This is a genomic window from Naumannella cuiyingiana (genome assembly GCF_013408305.1).
Taxonomy (GTDB): Bacteria; Actinomycetota; Actinomycetes; order Propionibacteriales; family Propionibacteriaceae; genus Naumannella; species Naumannella cuiyingiana.
Genome location: NZ_JACBZS010000001.1, coordinates 1,323,098 through 1,339,569, shown reverse-complemented (window position 1 = coordinate 1,339,569; position 16,472 = coordinate 1,323,098). Strand labels below are relative to the sequence as shown.

General features: G+C 70.3%; 12 protein-coding genes and 3 tRNA genes. 2 read left to right on the top strand and 13 right to left on the bottom strand.

Annotated elements, in window-relative coordinates; genetic code table 11:
- Nucleotides 1–52 precede the first annotated feature (52 nt).
- The gene (locus tag GGQ54_RS06205; RefSeq protein ID WP_179444599.1) at nucleotides 53–2,182 is read right to left on the bottom strand and encodes a M14 family metallopeptidase; all 2,130 of its coding nucleotides are present in this window, start codon (nucleotides 2,180–2,182) and stop codon (nucleotides 53–55) included.
- Nucleotides 2,183–2,314: 132 nt separating this feature from the next.
- Between GGQ54_RS06205 and GGQ54_RS06200 the strand changes: the two genes are divergently transcribed.
- Complete coding sequence (locus GGQ54_RS06200) at nucleotides 2,315–3,697, top strand: NAD(P)/FAD-dependent oxidoreductase (RefSeq protein WP_425487397.1); 1,383 nt, start codon at nucleotides 2,315–2,317, stop codon at nucleotides 3,695–3,697.
- Nucleotides 3,698–3,701: 4 nt separating this feature from the next.
- Here GGQ54_RS06200 and GGQ54_RS06195 read toward each other — a convergent pair whose 3' ends face one another.
- From GGQ54_RS06195 to GGQ54_RS06185, 3 genes are all read right to left on the bottom strand, one after another.
- A complete protein-coding gene (locus GGQ54_RS06195; protein WP_179444597.1) occupies nucleotides 3,702–4,448 on the bottom strand; it encodes a fructosamine kinase family protein in 747 nt (248 codons plus the stop codon).
- A gap of 90 nt (nucleotides 4,449–4,538) precedes the next feature.
- On the bottom strand, nucleotides 4,539–5,222 hold the full coding sequence (locus GGQ54_RS06190) for a response regulator (protein WP_179444596.1): 684 nt from the start codon (nucleotides 5,220–5,222) through the stop codon (nucleotides 4,539–4,541).
- Nucleotides 5,219–6,883 carry an ATP-binding protein gene (locus GGQ54_RS06185; RefSeq protein ID WP_179444595.1) on the bottom strand — a complete coding sequence of 555 codons (1,665 nt, stop codon included), beginning with the start codon at nucleotides 6,881–6,883 and terminating at the stop codon, nucleotides 5,219–5,221. The genes GGQ54_RS06190 and GGQ54_RS06185 overlap by 4 nt, the downstream gene beginning before the upstream one ends.
- Before the next feature lie 101 nt (nucleotides 6,884–6,984).
- Between GGQ54_RS06185 and GGQ54_RS06180 the strand changes: the two genes are divergently transcribed.
- Nucleotides 6,985–8,340 (top strand): cation:dicarboxylate symporter family transporter, encoded by a 1,356-nt coding sequence (locus GGQ54_RS06180; RefSeq protein ID WP_179444594.1) that lies wholly within the window; start codon nucleotides 6,985–6,987, stop codon nucleotides 8,338–8,340.
- 59 nt (nucleotides 8,341–8,399) lie between these two features.
- Here GGQ54_RS06180 and GGQ54_RS06175 read toward each other — a convergent pair.
- The 9 genes from GGQ54_RS06175 to GGQ54_RS06135 form a co-directional block, all read right to left on the bottom strand.
- Nucleotides 8,400–8,476 (bottom strand) — tRNA-Phe (locus GGQ54_RS06175).
- A gap of 71 nt (nucleotides 8,477–8,547) precedes the next feature.
- Nucleotides 8,548–8,621 (bottom strand) — tRNA-Asp (locus tag GGQ54_RS06170).
- Nucleotides 8,622–8,712: 91 nt separating this feature from the next.
- Nucleotides 8,713–8,788 (bottom strand) — tRNA-Glu (locus GGQ54_RS06165).
- A gap of 46 nt (nucleotides 8,789–8,834) precedes the next feature.
- A complete protein-coding gene (locus GGQ54_RS06160) occupies nucleotides 8,835–9,956 on the bottom strand; it encodes a glycerate kinase (RefSeq protein WP_179444593.1) in 1,122 nt (373 codons plus the stop codon).
- A gap of 1 nt (nucleotide 9,957) precedes the next feature.
- Nucleotides 9,958–11,739 carry a glyoxylate carboligase gene (gene gcl, locus GGQ54_RS06155; RefSeq protein ID WP_179444592.1) on the bottom strand — a complete coding sequence of 594 codons (1,782 nt, stop codon included), beginning with the start codon at nucleotides 11,737–11,739 and terminating at the stop codon, nucleotides 9,958–9,960.
- 11 nt (nucleotides 11,740–11,750) lie between these two features.
- Complete coding sequence (locus GGQ54_RS06150; RefSeq protein WP_179444591.1) at nucleotides 11,751–12,635, bottom strand: NAD(P)-dependent oxidoreductase; 885 nt, start codon at nucleotides 12,633–12,635, stop codon at nucleotides 11,751–11,753.
- Nucleotides 12,632–13,441, bottom strand: coding sequence for a hydroxypyruvate isomerase family protein (locus GGQ54_RS06145; protein WP_179444590.1), 810 nt, complete (start codon nucleotides 13,439–13,441; stop codon nucleotides 12,632–12,634). The genes GGQ54_RS06150 and GGQ54_RS06145 overlap by 4 nt, the downstream gene beginning before the upstream one ends.
- Nucleotides 13,442–13,490: 49 nt before the next feature.
- Nucleotides 13,491–15,137: an L-lactate permease gene (locus GGQ54_RS06140; RefSeq protein ID WP_179444589.1), complete on the bottom strand. Its 1,647-nt coding sequence runs from the start codon at nucleotides 15,135–15,137 to the stop codon at nucleotides 13,491–13,493.
- Nucleotides 15,118–16,461: a (Fe-S)-binding protein gene (locus GGQ54_RS06135; protein ID WP_179444588.1), complete on the bottom strand. Its 1,344-nt coding sequence runs from the start codon at nucleotides 16,459–16,461 to the stop codon at nucleotides 15,118–15,120. The genes GGQ54_RS06140 and GGQ54_RS06135 overlap by 20 nt, the downstream gene beginning before the upstream one ends.
- Nucleotides 16,462–16,472: the final 11 nt, after the last annotated feature.

Genomic DNA, 16,472 nt, shown 5'->3' with positions numbered 1-16,472 from the left:
GGGCGTCAGTCTTCGCCAGTTCGCGGGGGGCGTCAACCACTTGGCCCAACAATCACCGAATCTTGATCACCTCGCGCTGCGGGGCGCCGCGGCCGCGATCGGGGTCGTAGTTGCCCTCGACATTGCCCTTCTGATCGACGGCGAACCACTGCAGCACGGTGCGATCCTTGGTCAGCCGGATCGGCAGGGCGCCGCCGCGGATCCCGTCCTGCTGCACGGTCGGGGAGTCCCAGGTCGGGCGCGATCCGTCCGTCGTGTAGTAGATCGTCGCGGGCTCGCTGGTCTCCCAGAGCACGTCCACGGGCCCGGAGTAGCTGCCGCGTCCATCGACATTCGCCTTCGAGGTCGGGTCGGTGGTGTCGTTGGCGTACGCCTGCGCGACCTCGAGGATCCCGTACCACCCGTTGGCGAACTCCATCGCCTGGCCGAAGCCCTCGTCGGCGAACTCCGGCCAGAAGGCGCCGGTGTCCACCCAGCGCTGCGATGCCGCATCCCATCGCGGCAGGCCGACCTCGAAGTTCCACGCATAGACGTGCGGCGTGTTGTCCTCGGCATCGCCGCCGTAGAACAGATCGTCGCCGGAGTTGCCGGCCGCCGAGTACAGCACATCGCTGATCGGACCGGTACGCCCGGGCCACACGACCGTGTCGCGGTACTCCCGCACCCGGCTCAGAATCGTCTCCGAGGACGCGAAGAAGTACTGCTCGGTGGCCAGGCTCGGTCGCGGCAGCGGATTGCGCTGCGCGTCGTAGGCGCCCGGCGACCACATGAAGTAGCCGCCGAAGGAGTGCGTGTTCATCGCGAACTTGATGTTGGGGTGCTGCTCGACGAGCCAGGCCGTGTTCTTCGACTCCGATTCCGACAGCGGCTCCGGCCCGGCATAGGTCGACGACGGGCAGCGTGCCGAGGCGCCGACGAAGCCCTCGTGCACCGAGCCGACCCGGAAGTTCCGGTTCAGGTCGACGCCGAGGTTGGTGCCCGCGCCGGGGCAGTACGCCGGATTCCGGTTGGACCGCTGGTAGAGGTCGTCGTAGAGGGCGTAGGCCACGCCGTCCGGATTCACCTGCGGCACGATGAAGATGTCCAGGTCGTCGATCATCGAGGTGGTCAGCGGGTCGGTGCCGTCGTTGGCCAGCAGCCGCTGCGCGGTCTCCAGCGCGACCAGCGAGGTCACCCACTCGCGCGCGTGTTCCTGGGCATAGAGCAGGACACCCGTCTTCGACCCGTCACGCACCCGGCCGATCCGCAGCGCCTTCACGGTCTTGCCCTCGCGCGGGTAGCTCGCCGGCGCGGCCAGGGCGCCGCCGGGCGCTCCGTAGCCGACGGTCTCGTTGGGCAACTCGACCACCTCGGCGACATCGGGATTGTCGGCGGCCAGCTTCTCGATCAGCGCGTCGGTCTGCTCGGAGTCGACATAGCCGTCGTCGGTGAACCCCCACCGGAACCCGTCGGGAAAGTCGGTCACTCCGCTCGACAGCCAGGAGTCCAGCGGCGCGGTGACCTCGCTCCCGTCGGCGCCGGAGCGTACCGTCACCGAACCGGCGTCACCGGTCAGCGGCACGGGCTGGGACTGCCGGTGGTAGAGGTATGTGCCCTGGTCGACGAATGCGCTCATCGTCAGCGACTGGCCGGTGTCGGCGGTCACGCTGAGCCGATCGTCCCGGCCGGCCTCGCTGCGTACCTCCAACGAGACCATCCGCTGCCCGCCGGTCGTCCAGGTGTCGGCGCGCAGCACCGTCAGCGTGCCGTCCGGCGAGACCACTGGCGGCCGGCCGCGGCCGGGCTTGTTCGCGCGTGACGGCGCGGGCTTGAGCGCGTCCTTCTGCCGTCCGGTCAGCGGCTCGGCATTCCCCTTGAGCTGGGCGCGGGCCTCCTCCCTGGTCGGACCGTCGAGCGTTCCGAGCACCTCCACGCCGTCCTCGGTCCTCAGTCGCTCCAGGCCGGCGGGGTCGGTGACCACGGTCGCCTCGAACGTCGCGCCGGGCCCCTGCCCGACGTCGTGGGTGATGTCGAGCCCGCCCTGTTCGAGCTCGCGGAGCAGGTCTGTCGAGTCGACCCGGATCCGGACGAGCTGTTCGACCGGCGGGTCCTCGGCGGAGGCGGGTTGGGGGGCGAGGGTGATGGTCAGGGCAGAGGCGAGCGCGAGCGCGATGCCCGCGCACCAGCGACGGCGATGTGTCATGGGTCACAACCTAGGCCGTGCCGCCGGATTTGTCCGACCTTTGGTCGAACCCGTCGGGCGAACGTCGGTACGCCCGAGGCCGAGTTTGTGCTTCTTTTCACTAATTCGCTCCGAGGTCTTCCCCCCGGACCGGTGAATGGCAAGACTGGAGGTGTGAAACCCGCGAAGACAACGCATGACGCACCCAAGGTCGTCATCGTCGGTGGTGGATTCGGTGGTGTCTCGGCGGCACACGAGCTGGCGAAGTCGGGGTTCCACGTCACGATCATCGACCGGCATCCCTACACGACATTCCTGCCGCTGCTCTACCAACTCGCCACCGGCGGCCTGAACCCGGGCGACATCACCTATTCGCTGCGGCTGTTCGCCGCGCGCCAGAAGGGTCATCCGGCGGTACGCCGGGCGCAGGTCACCGGGATCGACAAGGCGGCCCGCCGCGTCCACGTCGACGACGGCCCGCCGATCGACTACGACTACCTGGTGATCGCCACCGGTGTCACCACCAACCACTTCGGCATTCCCGGGGCCGCGCAGTACAGCCGCTCCATGTACACCCGCACCTCGGCCATCGAGGTCCGCGACATGATCTTCGGCGGCATGGAGGATCTGGCCGACAGCGGCGGCCGGCAGAGCTTCAACATCATCGTCGTCGGGGGCGGGGCCACCGGCGTCGAGATGGCCGGCACCCTGGCCGAGATGCGGGCCAGCATCCCGGTGATCTATCCCGAGCTGAGCATCGAACAGGTCAACGTGATCCTCGTCGAGATGGCGCCGCAACTGCTGACGCCGTTCGACGAGTCGCTGCAGAAGTACACGCTGAAGCAGTTGCAGGACCGTGGGGTGGACGTCCGGCTGAACACCGCGATCAGCGAGGTGCACGCCGACCATGTCGACCTCAAGGACGGCACCGAGCTGCCGGCCGATCTGGTGATCTGGGCCGCCGGCATCGCGGGCTACGACACGGTCGCCGCCTGGGGCCTGCCGATGGGCAAGGGCAGCCGCATCATGGTCGAGCCGACGCTGCTGGTCGAGGGTGAGGACCGGATCTTCGCCATTGGCGACTGCGCGGTGATCAACAACGACCCGCTTCCGCAGCTCGCCCAACCGGCCATGCAGATGGGCGCCTTCCTCGGCGGCCAGCTCCAGCGCATCGTGCGGGGCGAGCAGCCGGCGACCTTCCACTACCGGAACAAGGGCGAGATGGCGACCATCGGCCGCGCCTCGGCCGTGGCCCAGTTCCCCAACGGGATGAAGATCAAGGGGCTGCCGGCCTGGCTGCTCTGGGTCGGGGTGCACCTGTTCTTCCTGCTCGGCAACCGGAACCGGCTGCAGTCCATGATCAACCTGGGCGCCCGCTATCTGTTCTGGCCGCGTTCGAGCACCGCCATCGTCGGCGATGTCAAGGACCCGCCGTCGGAGGAGGCCATCGTCGCGCAGCGGGAGGAGCGCGAGCGGCAGGCCGAGCTGGCCGCCGCCGAGGAGCGTCGTCACCGGCGCGGCCAGCCGCAGCGCTGAGCCCTCACCGGTAGGGGCGTGCGGCGCGCGCCGCGCTGGCCCCGTAGCCGCCCCCGAACAGCACCGCGTGCACCAGCAGATGGTGCACCTGGTGCAGCCCGATCAGTTGTCGCCAGTTGTCGGGCAGGTATGCCGAGGCCTCGGCATAGGCGGCGAACACCCGGTCGAGGTGGGAGAAGCCGAACAGGTCCAACATCGCCAGATCCAGCAGCCGGTGTCCGCCCTGGGCGGCCGGGTCGATCATGATCATGCCCGCGTCGGTGCTGATCACATTGCCCGACCACAGGTCCCCGTGCAGGCGCGCCGGTGGCGCCTCGTCGTCGAGATCGCCCGCGGCCAACCGCTGCGCCACCGCCTCGATGATCGCGAGCTCGCCGGCCGCGAGCGCCCCGGCGTCGCGGGCCTGCCGGGCATAGGGCAGCACCCGCTGCTCGGCATACATCCGGCCCCAGCGCTCGTCCGAGGCCAGGCTGAGCGGGGCCGCGCCGACGAAGCCGTCACCGGCCCAGCCGTCCGGTGGGCAGCCGAAGGCCGGCGCGCCGGCGTCGTGGGTGACGGCGAGCGCCCGGCCGAAGTCCTCGGCGGCGGCGGCGCTCGGGCGTACCGGGGCCAGGCGCGCGGTGGTCAGCGTGTCGCCGCGCTGCTCGACGAGCCGCACTACCGGCGCGGCCCCGGCGGCGCCGAGCCAGGCCAGCCCGGCGGCCTCGTAGGCGAGGGCACGCGGCGTGCCCCGTTTGGTGAAGTGCTGCATCGACCCGACTCTAGGTCGATCCGGCTCTGGGTCGATCCGGCTCTGGGTCGATCCGGCTCTGGGTCGATCCGGCTCTGGGTCGATCCGGCTCTAGGTCGGGCGGGCGCGGCGGTACTGGTGCTCGGGGCGCCCGCGCGTGCCGTAGCGCGGCGCCCGGGTCGCCTCGCCCGACTCGGCCAGGTGCTCCAGGTAGCGACGCGCCGTGACCCGCGACAGGCCGAGCTGGGCGGCCACCTCGCTCGCCGACCGGGCCTCGGGCCCGAGCAGCGCGGAGACCGCGCTCAGCGTGGTCGCCGACAGACCCTTGGCCAGCCCGGGTGCATTGGAGGTCCGGAGCGCGGCGATGGCCTCGTCGACATCGGCCTGGGTGAGCGCGTCCGCCGTGCCCAGCCGGTCGCGATAGGCGGCATAGCGGCGCAGCTTGTCGGCGAACGCGGCGAAGGTGAACGGCTTGATCAGATATTGCACGATGCCCGCCGACACCGCGCCCCGGACCGTCTCCAGCTCGCGTACCGCGGTCACCGCGATCACGTCGATGCCCAGCCCCGCGGCCCGCAGGTCGCGGCACAACTCCAGGCCGTGCCGGTCGGGCAGGTTCATGTCGAGCAGCAGCAGGTGGATCTCGTCGGATCCACGGTTCGCGCGGATCGCCCGCACCGCATCGGCGGCACTGTGCACGATCCCGGCGACCTCGAATCCCTCGACCCGATCGGTGTAGGCCCCGTGGGCCTGCGCGGTACGCCGGTCGTCCTCGACGATCAGTACGCGGATCATGGTTGCTCCCCGGCACCCGGCAGCGCCACGGTGAACACCGCGCCGACACCACGGGTGATCTCGATGCTGCCCCCCAGGCGCTCGACGGTCTGGGCGACCAGCGCGAGGCCGTAGCCGCGATCGTGCGCCGCTGCCTTGCTGCTCCAGCCGCTCTCGAAGATCGACGACTCCTCGCCCGGCTCGATGCCCGGGCCGCTGTCGGAGACCTGGATCAGCAACTGGCCGTCCTCGTCGCGGTCGAGATAGACCTCGGCCCAGGCCTCCGGTTCGTCCGTGCCGCGGGAGTGATCGCGCACGTGATCCGCAGCCGCGTCGATCGCGTTGTCGATCAGGTTGCCCAGGATCGTGACGAGGTCCGGCGCCGGCACCTGGTGATCGCCCGGCGCGAGATGGGTCTCGAAGAACAACCGCACGCCCCGCTCGTGGGCCTGGGCGGACTTGCCGAGCAACAGGGCCGCCAGCACCGGCTCGGAGTCCGCGGCGAGCATCCGGTCGGCGACCCGCTGACCGAGGTCGCGATCGGCCGCGAAGGCGAGCGCCTGATCGGCCTTGCCCAGCTCGATCAGGGTGATGATCGTGTGCAGCCGATTGTCGAACTCGTGGGTCTGCGCCCGCAGCGCTCGCGCCATCGTGCGCAGGGAGTCCAACTCGCCACTGATCCGGCTGAGCTCGGTGCGGTCGCGGATGGTGAGCATCACGGCCTGCCGGCCGCTCACCTCGGCAGGGGAGCGGTCGATCAACAGCGAGCGGCCGGCCACCACCGCCGAGGCCCGGTCCGCGGCACCGTCGGCGGCGGCCAGCGCCCGGGCAGCGGGTGGCAGGGCCGACCAGCCCGGTTCGGCCGGGGGAGCGACTCCCAGCAGCTCGCGGGCGCGGTCGTTGGCCAGGGCGATCCGGTCGCCCTCGATCAGCACCAGGCCGTCGTCGACGGAGTGCAGCGCCGCCTCGTGGGCGGCGAACAGCCGTGCCAGACCTTCGGGGCCCTGCCCGTGGGTCAGCGCACGCAGGCGGCGGGCGATCAGCCAGGCCGCGATACCGGCCAGCGCGATCGCGGCCGCGACCGCGCCGGCCAGCAGGCCCAGCCGGGCGAGCACGGTGTCGGTCACCTGGTCGATGGTCACCCCGGCGGCGACCAGACCGACGATCCGCCCGCCGTGGCGTACCGGAACGATCGCCCGCACCGACGGCCCCAGCGTGCCGGTGTAGACCTCGGTGAAGATCTCGCCCCGCTGGGCCGGCTCGATGGTGCCGAGGTACGCCGCGCCGATCCGGGACGGGTCGGGGTGGGTGTAGCGCGTGCCGTCGACGGCCATGATCGTGACGAAGTCGAGATCGGTGACCGCCGCGACCTCCACCGCGTACGGTTCGAGCGCCGCGGATGCCTCGGCCACGGCGCGCCGGGGGTCGGTCGGATAGCGGTCGGCCGCCCCGGCGAGGGTACGCCGCACCTGGGGCGCGGCCGCGATCGTGACCGCCGTCTCGCGGCTGGTCCGGGCGGCACTGGCCTCCGCGGCGGCCCGCGCGTCGGCAGCCAGGAGTGCGAAGGCAGCCAGCGCGGCGACGAGCAGCAGGGCGGTCGTCTGGGCGAACAGCCGCGTGGCGATGCTCGCCGACCGCCACCACCGCCATGGCGCGCTCGCGATTCCGAGTGCTCGTCGCACCCGAGAACTCTATGCACGAAAGCGCGCCGATCGGCGCCGGTGCCGACATGATCGGCTGACCCGCGCCGCGGTGGCGTGGCATCCGAGCAAGGAGCAATCCGATGGCAACGTCGCCCCAGACCTCTCCCGCGCCTGTCGCACGGCGGCGCGACCGCACGCACTGGCTCTACATTGCGGTGATCATCGCCGTGCTGGCGGGCATCGTGGTCGGCCTCGCGGCACCGGGGGTGGGCAAGTCGCTGGCCCCGCTGGGCACCGGTTTCGTCGCGCTGATCAAGATGATGATCTCGCCGGTGATCTTCTGCACGATCGTGCTCGGCATCGGTTCGATCGCCCGGGCCGCCACCGTGGGCAAGGTCGGCGGCCTCGCGCTCGGCTATTTCATGGTGATGTCGACCTTCGCGCTGGCCATCGGGCTGGTCGTGGGCAACTTCGTCCATCCGGGTACCGGCCTGAACATCGCGGGCGCCACCTACGAGCCGAAGGGGGAGGCGGAGACGGCGTCGGACTTCGTGCTCGGGATCATCCCCGACACGCTGCTGTCGGCGCTGACCGGTGACTCGGTGCTGCAGACGCTCTTCGTGGCGTTGCTGGTCGGCTTCGCCCTGCAGCGGATGGGCAAGCAGGGCGCCCCGATCCTGGACGGCATCCGGGTCGTCCAGGCGCTGGTCTTCCGGATCCTCGCGATGATCCTGTGGGTTGCCCCGATCGGCGCGTTCGGGGCGATCGCCGGCGTCGTCGGCTCGACCGGCTGGAGCGCCGTGGTCGCGCTGGCCACCCTGATGTTCGCGTTCTACCTGACCTGTGCGTTGTTCATCGTCGTCGTTCTCGGCCTGTTGCTGCGGGTGATCACCGGGGTGAACATCTTCCGGCTGATGGCCTATCTCGGGCGCGAGTACCTTCTGATCGTCGGCACCTCGTCCTCGGAGTCGGCGCTGCCGCGGCTGATCGCCAAGATGGAACACCTGGGGGTGTCCCGGCCGGTCGTCGGGATCACGGTCCCCGTCGGGTACTCCTTCAACCTCGACGGTACGGCGATCTACCTGACGATGGCCTCGCTGTTCATCTCCACGGCGATGGGCAAGCCGATGTCGCTGCCGGAGCAGATCGGCCTGCTGGTGTTCATGATCATTGCCTCCAAGGGCGCGGCCGGCGTCACCGGGGCGGGCCTGGCGACCCTGGCGGGCGGCCTCCAGGCGTACCGTCCGGATCTGATCAACGGGGTCGGGGTGATCGTCGGCATCGACCGCTTCATGTCCGAGGCGCGGGCCCTGACCAACTTCACCGGTAATGCCGTGGCGACCTTGATCATCGGCACCTGGACCAAGCAGGTCGACCGCGAGCAGGTGAGCGCGGTCCTGGCCGGGCACCGGCCGTTCGACGAGACGACCATGCTGGATGATCATGGCTCGGGCGAGCCGTCCGAGGAGGTCGAGGCTGGCGTACCGGCTCGTTGAGCGGAGCCGGTCCGAGAATGCGACGGAGGCCGCGGCGATGCCGCGGCCTCCGGGTGTTCTGGTGGCCAGGGCCGGGTTCGAACCGGCGACCTTTCGCTTTTCAGGCGAACGCTGCTACCAACTGAGCTACCTGGCCGCATCGAGGCACACGGCCCGGATGCAACAAGCGGCGATACCCGGTCTGCGACCGTGTGTATCACCGCTCAGCGACCCCGACGGGACTCGAACCCGCGACCTTCGCCGTGACAGGGCGACGCGCTAACCAACTGCGCCACGGGGCCTTGTTGCTTCGGCCGGCAACCTCACCGGCCTCGGAAACCTTACCGGACGCGGCCGATGCGCACCAAATGCGATCGGACGGTTCCGACCGATTGGCATCCCCAACGGGATTCGAACCCGCGCTGCCGCCTTGAAAGGGCGGAGTCCTAGGCCGCTAGACGATGGGGACTCGCCTCCGACGATAACCCAGGCGATGGTTGTCGAGCCAACTCACATCATGAGCGCGGGAGGTCGGCGGCGATCTCGCGGGCGAGCTTCGCCAGCAGCTCGGGCGCGTGCGCCATGCTCCGGGCCGGGTCGGGCTCGAGATCGGCGAGCGCCCAGATCCGGTCGAACCCGGCGCGCTCGGCCTGCTCAGGGCTGAGGGCGTTGCGGCCACAGACGGCAGCCACGGCGACGCCGCCCCGCCGCGCCGCCTCGGCCACCCCGGCCGGGGCCTTGCCGTGCAGGGTCTGCTCGTCGAGCGAACCCTCGCCGGTGATCACCAGGTCGGCACCTGCCAGCGCGTCGTGGAAGCCGACCAGGTCCAACACGATCTCGATCCCCGGGCGCAGCGAGGCGCCGAGGATCGCCATCGCGCCGAAGCCGGTGCCCCCGGCGGCGCCCGCGCCCGGTCGAGCAGCCACGTCCTGACCGGTCGTGGTCCGCACCAGCTCGGCCCAGCGGCGAAGCGAGCGGTCCAGGAGCGCGACCTGATCGGGGTCGGCTCCCTTCTGCGGCCCGTAGACCGCCGCCGCGCCCCGCGCCCCCAGCAGCGGGTTGTCGACGTCGCTGGCGACGACGATCTGCGCGCCGTCGAGTCGGGGATCGAGGCCGGAGAGGTCGAGCGCCGCGGCGTCGGCGAGGCTCCCGCCGCCGTCGGGAAGCGGGTCGCCGCGCTCGTCGAGGATCCGCGCGCCGAGCGCCGTCACCATGCCGGCGCCACCGTCGGTCGATGCGCTCCCGCCGATCCCGAGCACGATGTCGGTGCAGCCGGCTCGCAGTGCGGCGGCGATCAGCTCACCCGTGCCGCGGGTGCTCGCACCCATCGGGTCGGGCCGGCCGTCCGGGAGGCGCGCCAATCCCGACGCATCGGCCAGCTCCACGACCGCGGACCCGTCCCGTCTGGCGTACCCGCTGTCCACGGACCGGCCGGTCGGCCCGGACACCGTGACCGGTTCGCGCACGTAGCCCGCCCCCAGCGCGGCAGCGAGCATTCCGTCGCCTCCGTCCGTCACCGGGCAGGCCCGCCAGTCCAGGTCCGGGCGGTCCCTGGTCAGCACATCGCCGATGATCATGGCGACCTGCTCGGCGGTCAGGGATCCCTTGAACTTGTCGGGCGCGATCAGGATGCGCATCTCAGGCCTCGCGATCGGCCAATGCGGTCGGTGCGAGCTCACCGGCTTCGGCAAGATCCTCGAACTCCATCACCTTGTCGATGTCGGCACCCGCCATCGCGATGTTTGTCACGCGTTCCAGGATGATTTCGACCATCACCGGCACCCGATACTCGGCCGCGAGCTTGCGCGCCTCCTCGAGGGCCGGCTCGATTCCGTCCGGCTCGAACACCCGCAGCGCCTTGCACCCCAGCCCCTCGGCCACCTTGACATGATCAACACCATATCCGTTGACCTCAGCGGAGTTGATGTTGTCGAAGGAGAGCTGCACGCAGTAGTCCATGTCGAAGTTGCGCTGTGCCTGCCGGATCAGGCCCAGGTAGGCGTTGTTCACCACGACATGGATGTAGGGGATGTTGAACTGTGCCCCGACCGCCAGCTCCTCGATCATGAACTGGAAGTCGTAGTCGCCGGAGAGCGCGACCACGGTGTCATCGGGGGCTGCGGTGCAGACCCCCAGTGCCGCCGGGACGGTCCAGCCCAGCGGCCCGGCCTGCCCGCAGTTGATCCAGTGCCGCGGGCCGTAGACATGCAGGAACTGGGCCCCGGCGATCTGCGACAGACCGATCGAACTGACATAGCGGGTGTCGGGCCCGAAGACCCGATTCATCTCCTGGTAGACGCGTTGCGGTTTGATCGGCACGTCGTCGAAGTGGGTACGCCGCTGCAACCGCTGCTTGCGCTCGGCCACCGAGGTGGACCATGCCGACCAGTCGGGCAGTTCGCCGGCCGCGCGCCGCTCGCGGGCGACCTCGATGAACAGCCGCAGCGCGGCGCCGGCATCGGAGGTGATCCCGAAGTCGGGCTCGAACACCCGGCCGATCTGGGTGGGTTCGATGTCGACATGGACGAATCGGCGCCCGGCGCGATACACGTCGAGGCCGCCGGTGTGCCGGTTCGCCCACCGGTTGCCGATCCCGAGCACGAAGTCCGAGGCCAGCATTGCGTCGTTGCCGTAGCGATGAGAGGTCTGCAGACCGACCATTCCGGCCATCAGCGGGTGATCGTCCGGCAACGTTCCCCAGCCCATCAGGGTCGGCACGACCGGTACGCCGGTCAGCTCGGCGAACTCCACCAGCAGCTCTGCGGCATCGGCATTGATGATGCCACCACCGGCGACGATCAGCGGGCGCTCCGCCGAGCACAACATGTCGATCGCCCGCGCGGCCTGTTCGCGGGTGGCGGCCGGGCGGTAGGGCGGCAGCGGCGCATAGGTGTCGGGATCGAAGTCGATCTCGGCCAGTTGCACGTCGATCGGCAGGTCCACCAGCACCGGGCCCGGACGGCCCGAACGCATCAGGTGGAAGGCCTGCTGGAATGTCCCGGGGACCTGTGCCGGCTCCAGTACGGTCGTCGCCGCCTTGGTCAGGGGAGCGGCGATCGAGGCGATGTCGACGGCCTGGAAGTCCTCCTTGTGCAGCTTGGCCACCGGTGCCTGGCCCGTGATGCACAGGATCGGGATGGAGTCGGCGGCCGCCGAGTAGAGGCCGGTGATCATGTCGGTGCCGGCCGGGCCCGACGTTCCGACGCAGACCCCGATATTGCCGGGTGCGGCCCGGGTGTACCCCTCGGCCATGTGCGAGGCGCCCTCCACGTGCCGGGCGAGGATGTGGCGCAGTCGGTTCTGTTCGCGCACCGCGGAGTAGAACGGGTTGATCGCGGCGCCGGGGAGGCCGAACAGGTGACTGATCCCCTCCCGGACGAGGATCTCGGCGGCGGCGCGGGCGGCGGTCATCTTGGGCATGGTTCTCCTGCTCACTCGAGGGGTCGGCCGTTGGCCCGCAGCACGCCGCGGAACAGGGCGGAATGATCCAGCTCGCCATCGCCGGCCGCTCGGGCCGACGCCATCAGCGCGGCCAGTTGCGAGCCGAGGGGCAAGATCACATCGGCGCCTCGGGCAGCGGTCGTGACGATGCCGAGGTCCTTGTGGTGAAGGTCGATCCGAAAGCCCGGGGCGAAGCTACGCTCACGCATCGCCTCGCCCTTCAGCGCGAGCACCTTCGAGCCCGCCAGGCCGCCGCCGAGCACGCGCAGGGCGGCCGTGGTGTCCGCACCGTAGGCCTCCAGGAAGGCCAGGGCCTCGGCGAGCACCTGCAGGTGGCCGGCGACCATGAGCTGGTTCGCCGCCTTCACGGTCTGGCCGGCACCATTCGGGCCGACATGCACGATCGTCGAGCCGACGGCGTTCAGCACCGGTTCGGCCCGGGCGAATGCCTCGGGGCTGCCGCCGACCATGATCGACAGCGTGCCGTCGATCGCGCCGGCCTCGCCGCCCGAGACCGGGGCGTCGATCATCGTCAGGTCGTGCTCGGCCGCGCGTGCCGCGAGGGCGGCACTGACATCGGGCCGGATGCTGGAGAAGTCGATGATCAGGGAGCCCGGGCGCGCCGCGCCGAACACCCCGCCCTCGCCCGTCAGCACCTGCTCGACATCGGGCGAGTCGGGCACCATCAGGCAGATCACCTCGGCCTGTTCTGCCGCGGCTGCCGAGCTGTCGGCGATCCGGGCGCCGCGCTCGGCGAGTTGCTCCGTCCGCTCGACTGCGTGGTTGTAGCCGGTCACCTCGTGCCCGGCGTCGATCAGGTTGCCGGCCATCGGCAGCCCCATGATGCCCAGCCCGATGAACGCGATCTTGCTCATGCCAACTTCTCCTTCGTCGTGAACTCTTCGGTCAACCAGCCAAAACTGCGCTCGGACGGGCCGTCCGGGATGTACTCCAGGCCGACGTTGCCCACATAGCCCGCGGCCTGCAGCGCCGCGAGCTGTGCTGCCAGCGGCAGCGTCCCGGTCCCGGGTTGGTGGCGCCCCGGCGCATCGGCCACCTGCACGTGCCCGATGCGGTCGGTGTGGGTGTCGATCACCGCCTCGACGTCGTCGCCGTTGACCGCCAGGTGGTAGAGGTCGGCCAGGATGGCGACGTTGTCCCGCCCGGCCGCGTCGACGACGGCGAGGGCGTCGGCCGCCGTGCGCAGCGGATAGCGGGGGGCGCCGCTCACCGGTTCGACGAGGATGACCCCGCCGAACCGGTCGGCGCGCTCGGCGGCAAGGGCGAGATTCTCCACCGCGAGCTCGTCCTGGGCCTCGGGCCGGACGTCGTCGATCCTGTTGCCGTAGAGGGCGTTGAAGGCGCGACAGCCCAATCGCTCGCCGATACCCAGCGCGACATCGATGTTGTCGCGCAGTTCCGTGGCCCGGCGCGGCCACGAGAAGAGGCCACGATCACCGCCCGGCATGTCGCCGGCGGCGAAGTTCAGGCCGACGAGGGTGACCCCCGCCTCCTCGATGGCCCGGACCAGGGCGTCGATCTCGGCCTGCGCGGGCACCGCATCGGCGAACGGCCACCACAGCTCGATCGCGTCGAAGCCCGCTGCCCGGGCGGCGGCCGGGCGTTCGAGCAGGGGGAGCTCGGTGAACAGGATGGAACAGTTGACATCGAATCTGATCATGGTTTCCTCTCGTCGGGAAGCGTGGAGTGATCGGCCGGCTCGCGCCCGCTCACGGGACCATCCAGCCGAGGATGGGGGTTGACTGCAGGAAGATCAGCAGGCACATGCCCAGCAGGAAGACCACCGTCCAGGGCAGCAGTCGACGCAGCAGAACGCCTTCTTGGCCACTGATGCCGACCGCGGCCGCGGCGATCGCCAGATTCTGCGGAGAGATCATCTTGCCCAGGACACCCCCGGAGCTGTTGGCGGCCGCCAGCAGCGTGGGCGACAGCCCGGTGCCTTGGGCGGCGGCGACCTGCAGGGTGCCGAACAGGGCGTTCGACGAGGTGTCCGAACCGGTCACGGCCACCCCGAGCCAACCCAGGATCGGGGAGAGGAAGGCGAACGCCATCCCGGCGCCGGCCATCCACAGCCCGATGCTCGTGGTCTGCCCGGACAGGTTCATCACATATGCCAGGGCGAGCACACAGGCCACCGTGAGTATCGCCCAGCGGAGCTGGTGCACGGTCGCCCCGTAGGCGCGGGCGGCGGCTGCCGGGCCGAGCCCCAGGATGATCATGCTGAGCAGTCCGGAGACGAGCAGGAGCGTACCCCCGGACTGCAGCAGCTCCAGCTTGAACGTGATTGCCGATGGCCGACTCCCGTCGGCCAACACGATGTCCAGGCCGGGCCATGCGAAACGGATCGTCCCCAGCTTCAGCAGCGCGGCGATCGGCGCGGCCTGAGCGATGCTGAACACCGCGATGATCACCAGGTAGGGCGCATACGCCTTGATCATGTCGCTACGGGAGTCCTGCGTCACGGCGGCGGTGGGCGCAGTCGCGTCGGTGTCGATCCCGTCACCGCCGCCGACCGCGACCGGCTCCGGGACGGCAGCCGCCCCCGCCGGCCGCCAGACCCGCAGCAGCAGCACGACTGCCAGGGCGCCGCCCAGGGACGCGGCGATGTCGGTCAGGGCAACGCTGGCGAAGTTGGAGCACAGGAACTGCAGGATGCCGAACGTCAGCCCGCCCACCACGGCGGCGGGCCAGGTCTGGCGGAGCCCGCGCCGGCCGTCGACCATCGAGACGAGGACCAGGGGAACGAAGACCGCCAGGATGGGCGTCTGCCGACCGACCATTGCGGCGAGGTCGGCCTCGGGAAGTCCGGTGATCGATGCCAATGTGGTGATCGGAACCGCCATCGCGCCGAACGCGACCGGGGCCGTGTTGGCGACCAGCGCGACGGCCGCGGCCCTGAACTTCTCGAAGCCCATGGCGATCAACATCACGGCGGTGATGGCCACCGGCGTACCGAAACCGGCGAGAGCCTCGAGGAGGCCGCCGAAGCAGAACGCAATGATGATCGCCTGGATCCGTTGATCATCCGACACCTTCGCAAAGCTGCGACGAAGGACGTCGAAATGGCCCGTGGCGACGGTCAGGTTGTAGACCCAGATCGCGTTGACGACGATCCACATGATCGGGAACAGGCCGAAAGCCGCCCCCTCGGCCGCCGCGGAGAATGCCTGACCGGCCGGCATCCGGTAGGCAAGCACGGCGACCAGCAGGGTCACCGCCAGGCCGGCCAGCGCCGCCCATTGCGCCTTCCATCGCGCGATACCGAGCAAGGCGAAAACGGTCAGCAAGGGCAGGGTGGCGATCAGCGCCGACAGCGTCAGCGAGCCCCCGACCGGGTCAGGAATTGGCGTGTACATGGTCGTTCCCTCCCGCGGCCGTGACCGGCAGCTCCGGTTCGACACCGCGGATCGAGGCGTCGAGGATCGAGATCGGATGGTGGATGGCGATGCGGTCGGGAAGATGGCGCCGGATCTGTAGCAGACAGCCGGCGTTGCCGGTGGCGACCAGGTCCGGGTCGGTCCGCAGGATGTTGTCGACCTTGCGACGGCCCAGCTCGTCGGCGGGTTCGGGCTGGACCAGGTTGTAGATGCCGGCCGATCCGCAACACATGTCCCATTCGGCGATGTCGACGACGTCGAGCTCCGGGATGGTACGCAGCATCTCCCGCGGCTGCCGGCGCACCTGCTGCGCGTGGGCGAGATGGCAGGCGTCGTGGTAGGCGACGCGCGCCCGGACCGGGTGCCGGGGCGCGGCCGGGCCCAGCTCGGCGAGTAGTTCGCTGACATCTCGGGCCCGGGCGGAGAATGCCTCGGCACGCTCCGCGTAGTCGGGATCGTCGCGCAGCGCCGTCGCGTACTCCTTGAGGTTGGATCCACAGCCCGCGACATTGGTGACGATGTGGTCGACGTCGAGCGTGCCCAGGGTGTCGATCAGCTCCCGGGCCCGGGCGAGCCCTTCGTTCTCGCGCCCGGCATGCATCGACAACGCGCCGCAGCACCGCTGGTTGGTCGGCACGTGCACGTCACATCCCTCGGCACTGAGCACCCGGATGGTGGCGGCATTGACGTCGGAGAAGAAGACCCGCTGGGCACAGCCGGTGAGCAGGGCGACGCTGGCGCGACGCTCTCCCTGCGCCGGTGTGAACTCGGGCGCGCGCCGGAACAATGCGCCCGCGCGGACCGGGGGCAGCAGCGCCTCCAGGGCACGCAGCCGGGCCGGCAGGCGGTCCAGCAGGCCGAGTCGTCGCAACAGCGGTCGGCTCAGGCGCTGATGAGCGAGCCCGGCCAGGGCGGCGACCCGCAACCGTGCGGGGTGGGGGAAGAGGGCGAAGATCATCGCCCGGAACAGGCGGTCGGTGCCGGTGCGTGGCTGGAGGCGCTCGATCTGGGGGCGCACCGACTCGAGCAGTTGGTCGTACTGCACGCCCGACGGACAGGCGGTCACACACGACATGCACCCCAGGCAGGAGTCGAAGTGCCCGGCGAAGGTCTCGTCCATCTCCACCTCGCCCGCCAGGCCGGCCTTGATCAGGTGGATCCGGCCCCGTGGGGAATCCATCTCCTGGCCCCACAGGGAGTAGGTCGGACACTTCGGCAGGCAGAAGCCGCAGTGCACGCAGTCGCTGGCCAGATCGGCCGAGGGTGGATGATGATCATCGAAGATGCTGGTCACGTCGACCATGGGTGCTCCCG

Coding starts and splice junctions, on each gene's coding strand:
- GGQ54_RS06205 (WP_179444599.1), bottom strand. CDS start 2,182: ATGACACATCGCCGTCGCTGGTGCGCGGGCATCGCGCTCGCGCTCGCC.
- GGQ54_RS06195 (WP_179444597.1), bottom strand. CDS start 4,448: ATGCAGCACTTCACCAAACGGGGCACGCCGCGTGCCCTCGCCTACGAG.
- GGQ54_RS06190 (WP_179444596.1), bottom strand. CDS start 5,222: ATGATCCGCGTACTGATCGTCGAGGACGACCGGCGTACCGCGCAGGCC.
- GGQ54_RS06180 (WP_179444594.1), top strand. CDS start 6,985: ATGGCAACGTCGCCCCAGACCTCTCCCGCGCCTGTCGCACGGCGGCGC.
- GGQ54_RS06160 (WP_179444593.1), bottom strand. CDS start 9,956: ATGCGCATCCTGATCGCGCCCGACAAGTTCAAGGGATCCCTGACCGCC.
- gcl (WP_179444592.1), bottom strand. CDS start 11,739: ATGCCCAAGATGACCGCCGCCCGCGCCGCCGCCGAGATCCTCGTCCGG.
- GGQ54_RS06150 (WP_179444591.1), bottom strand. CDS start 12,635: ATGAGCAAGATCGCGTTCATCGGGCTGGGCATCATGGGGCTGCCGATG.
- GGQ54_RS06145 (WP_179444590.1), bottom strand. CDS start 13,441: ATGATCAGATTCGATGTCAACTGTTCCATCCTGTTCACCGAGCTCCCC.
- GGQ54_RS06140 (WP_179444589.1), bottom strand. CDS start 15,137: ATGTACACGCCAATTCCTGACCCGGTCGGGGGCTCGCTGACGCTGTCG.
- GGQ54_RS06135 (WP_179444588.1), bottom strand. CDS start 16,461: ATGGTCGACGTGACCAGCATCTTCGATGATCATCATCCACCCTCGGCC.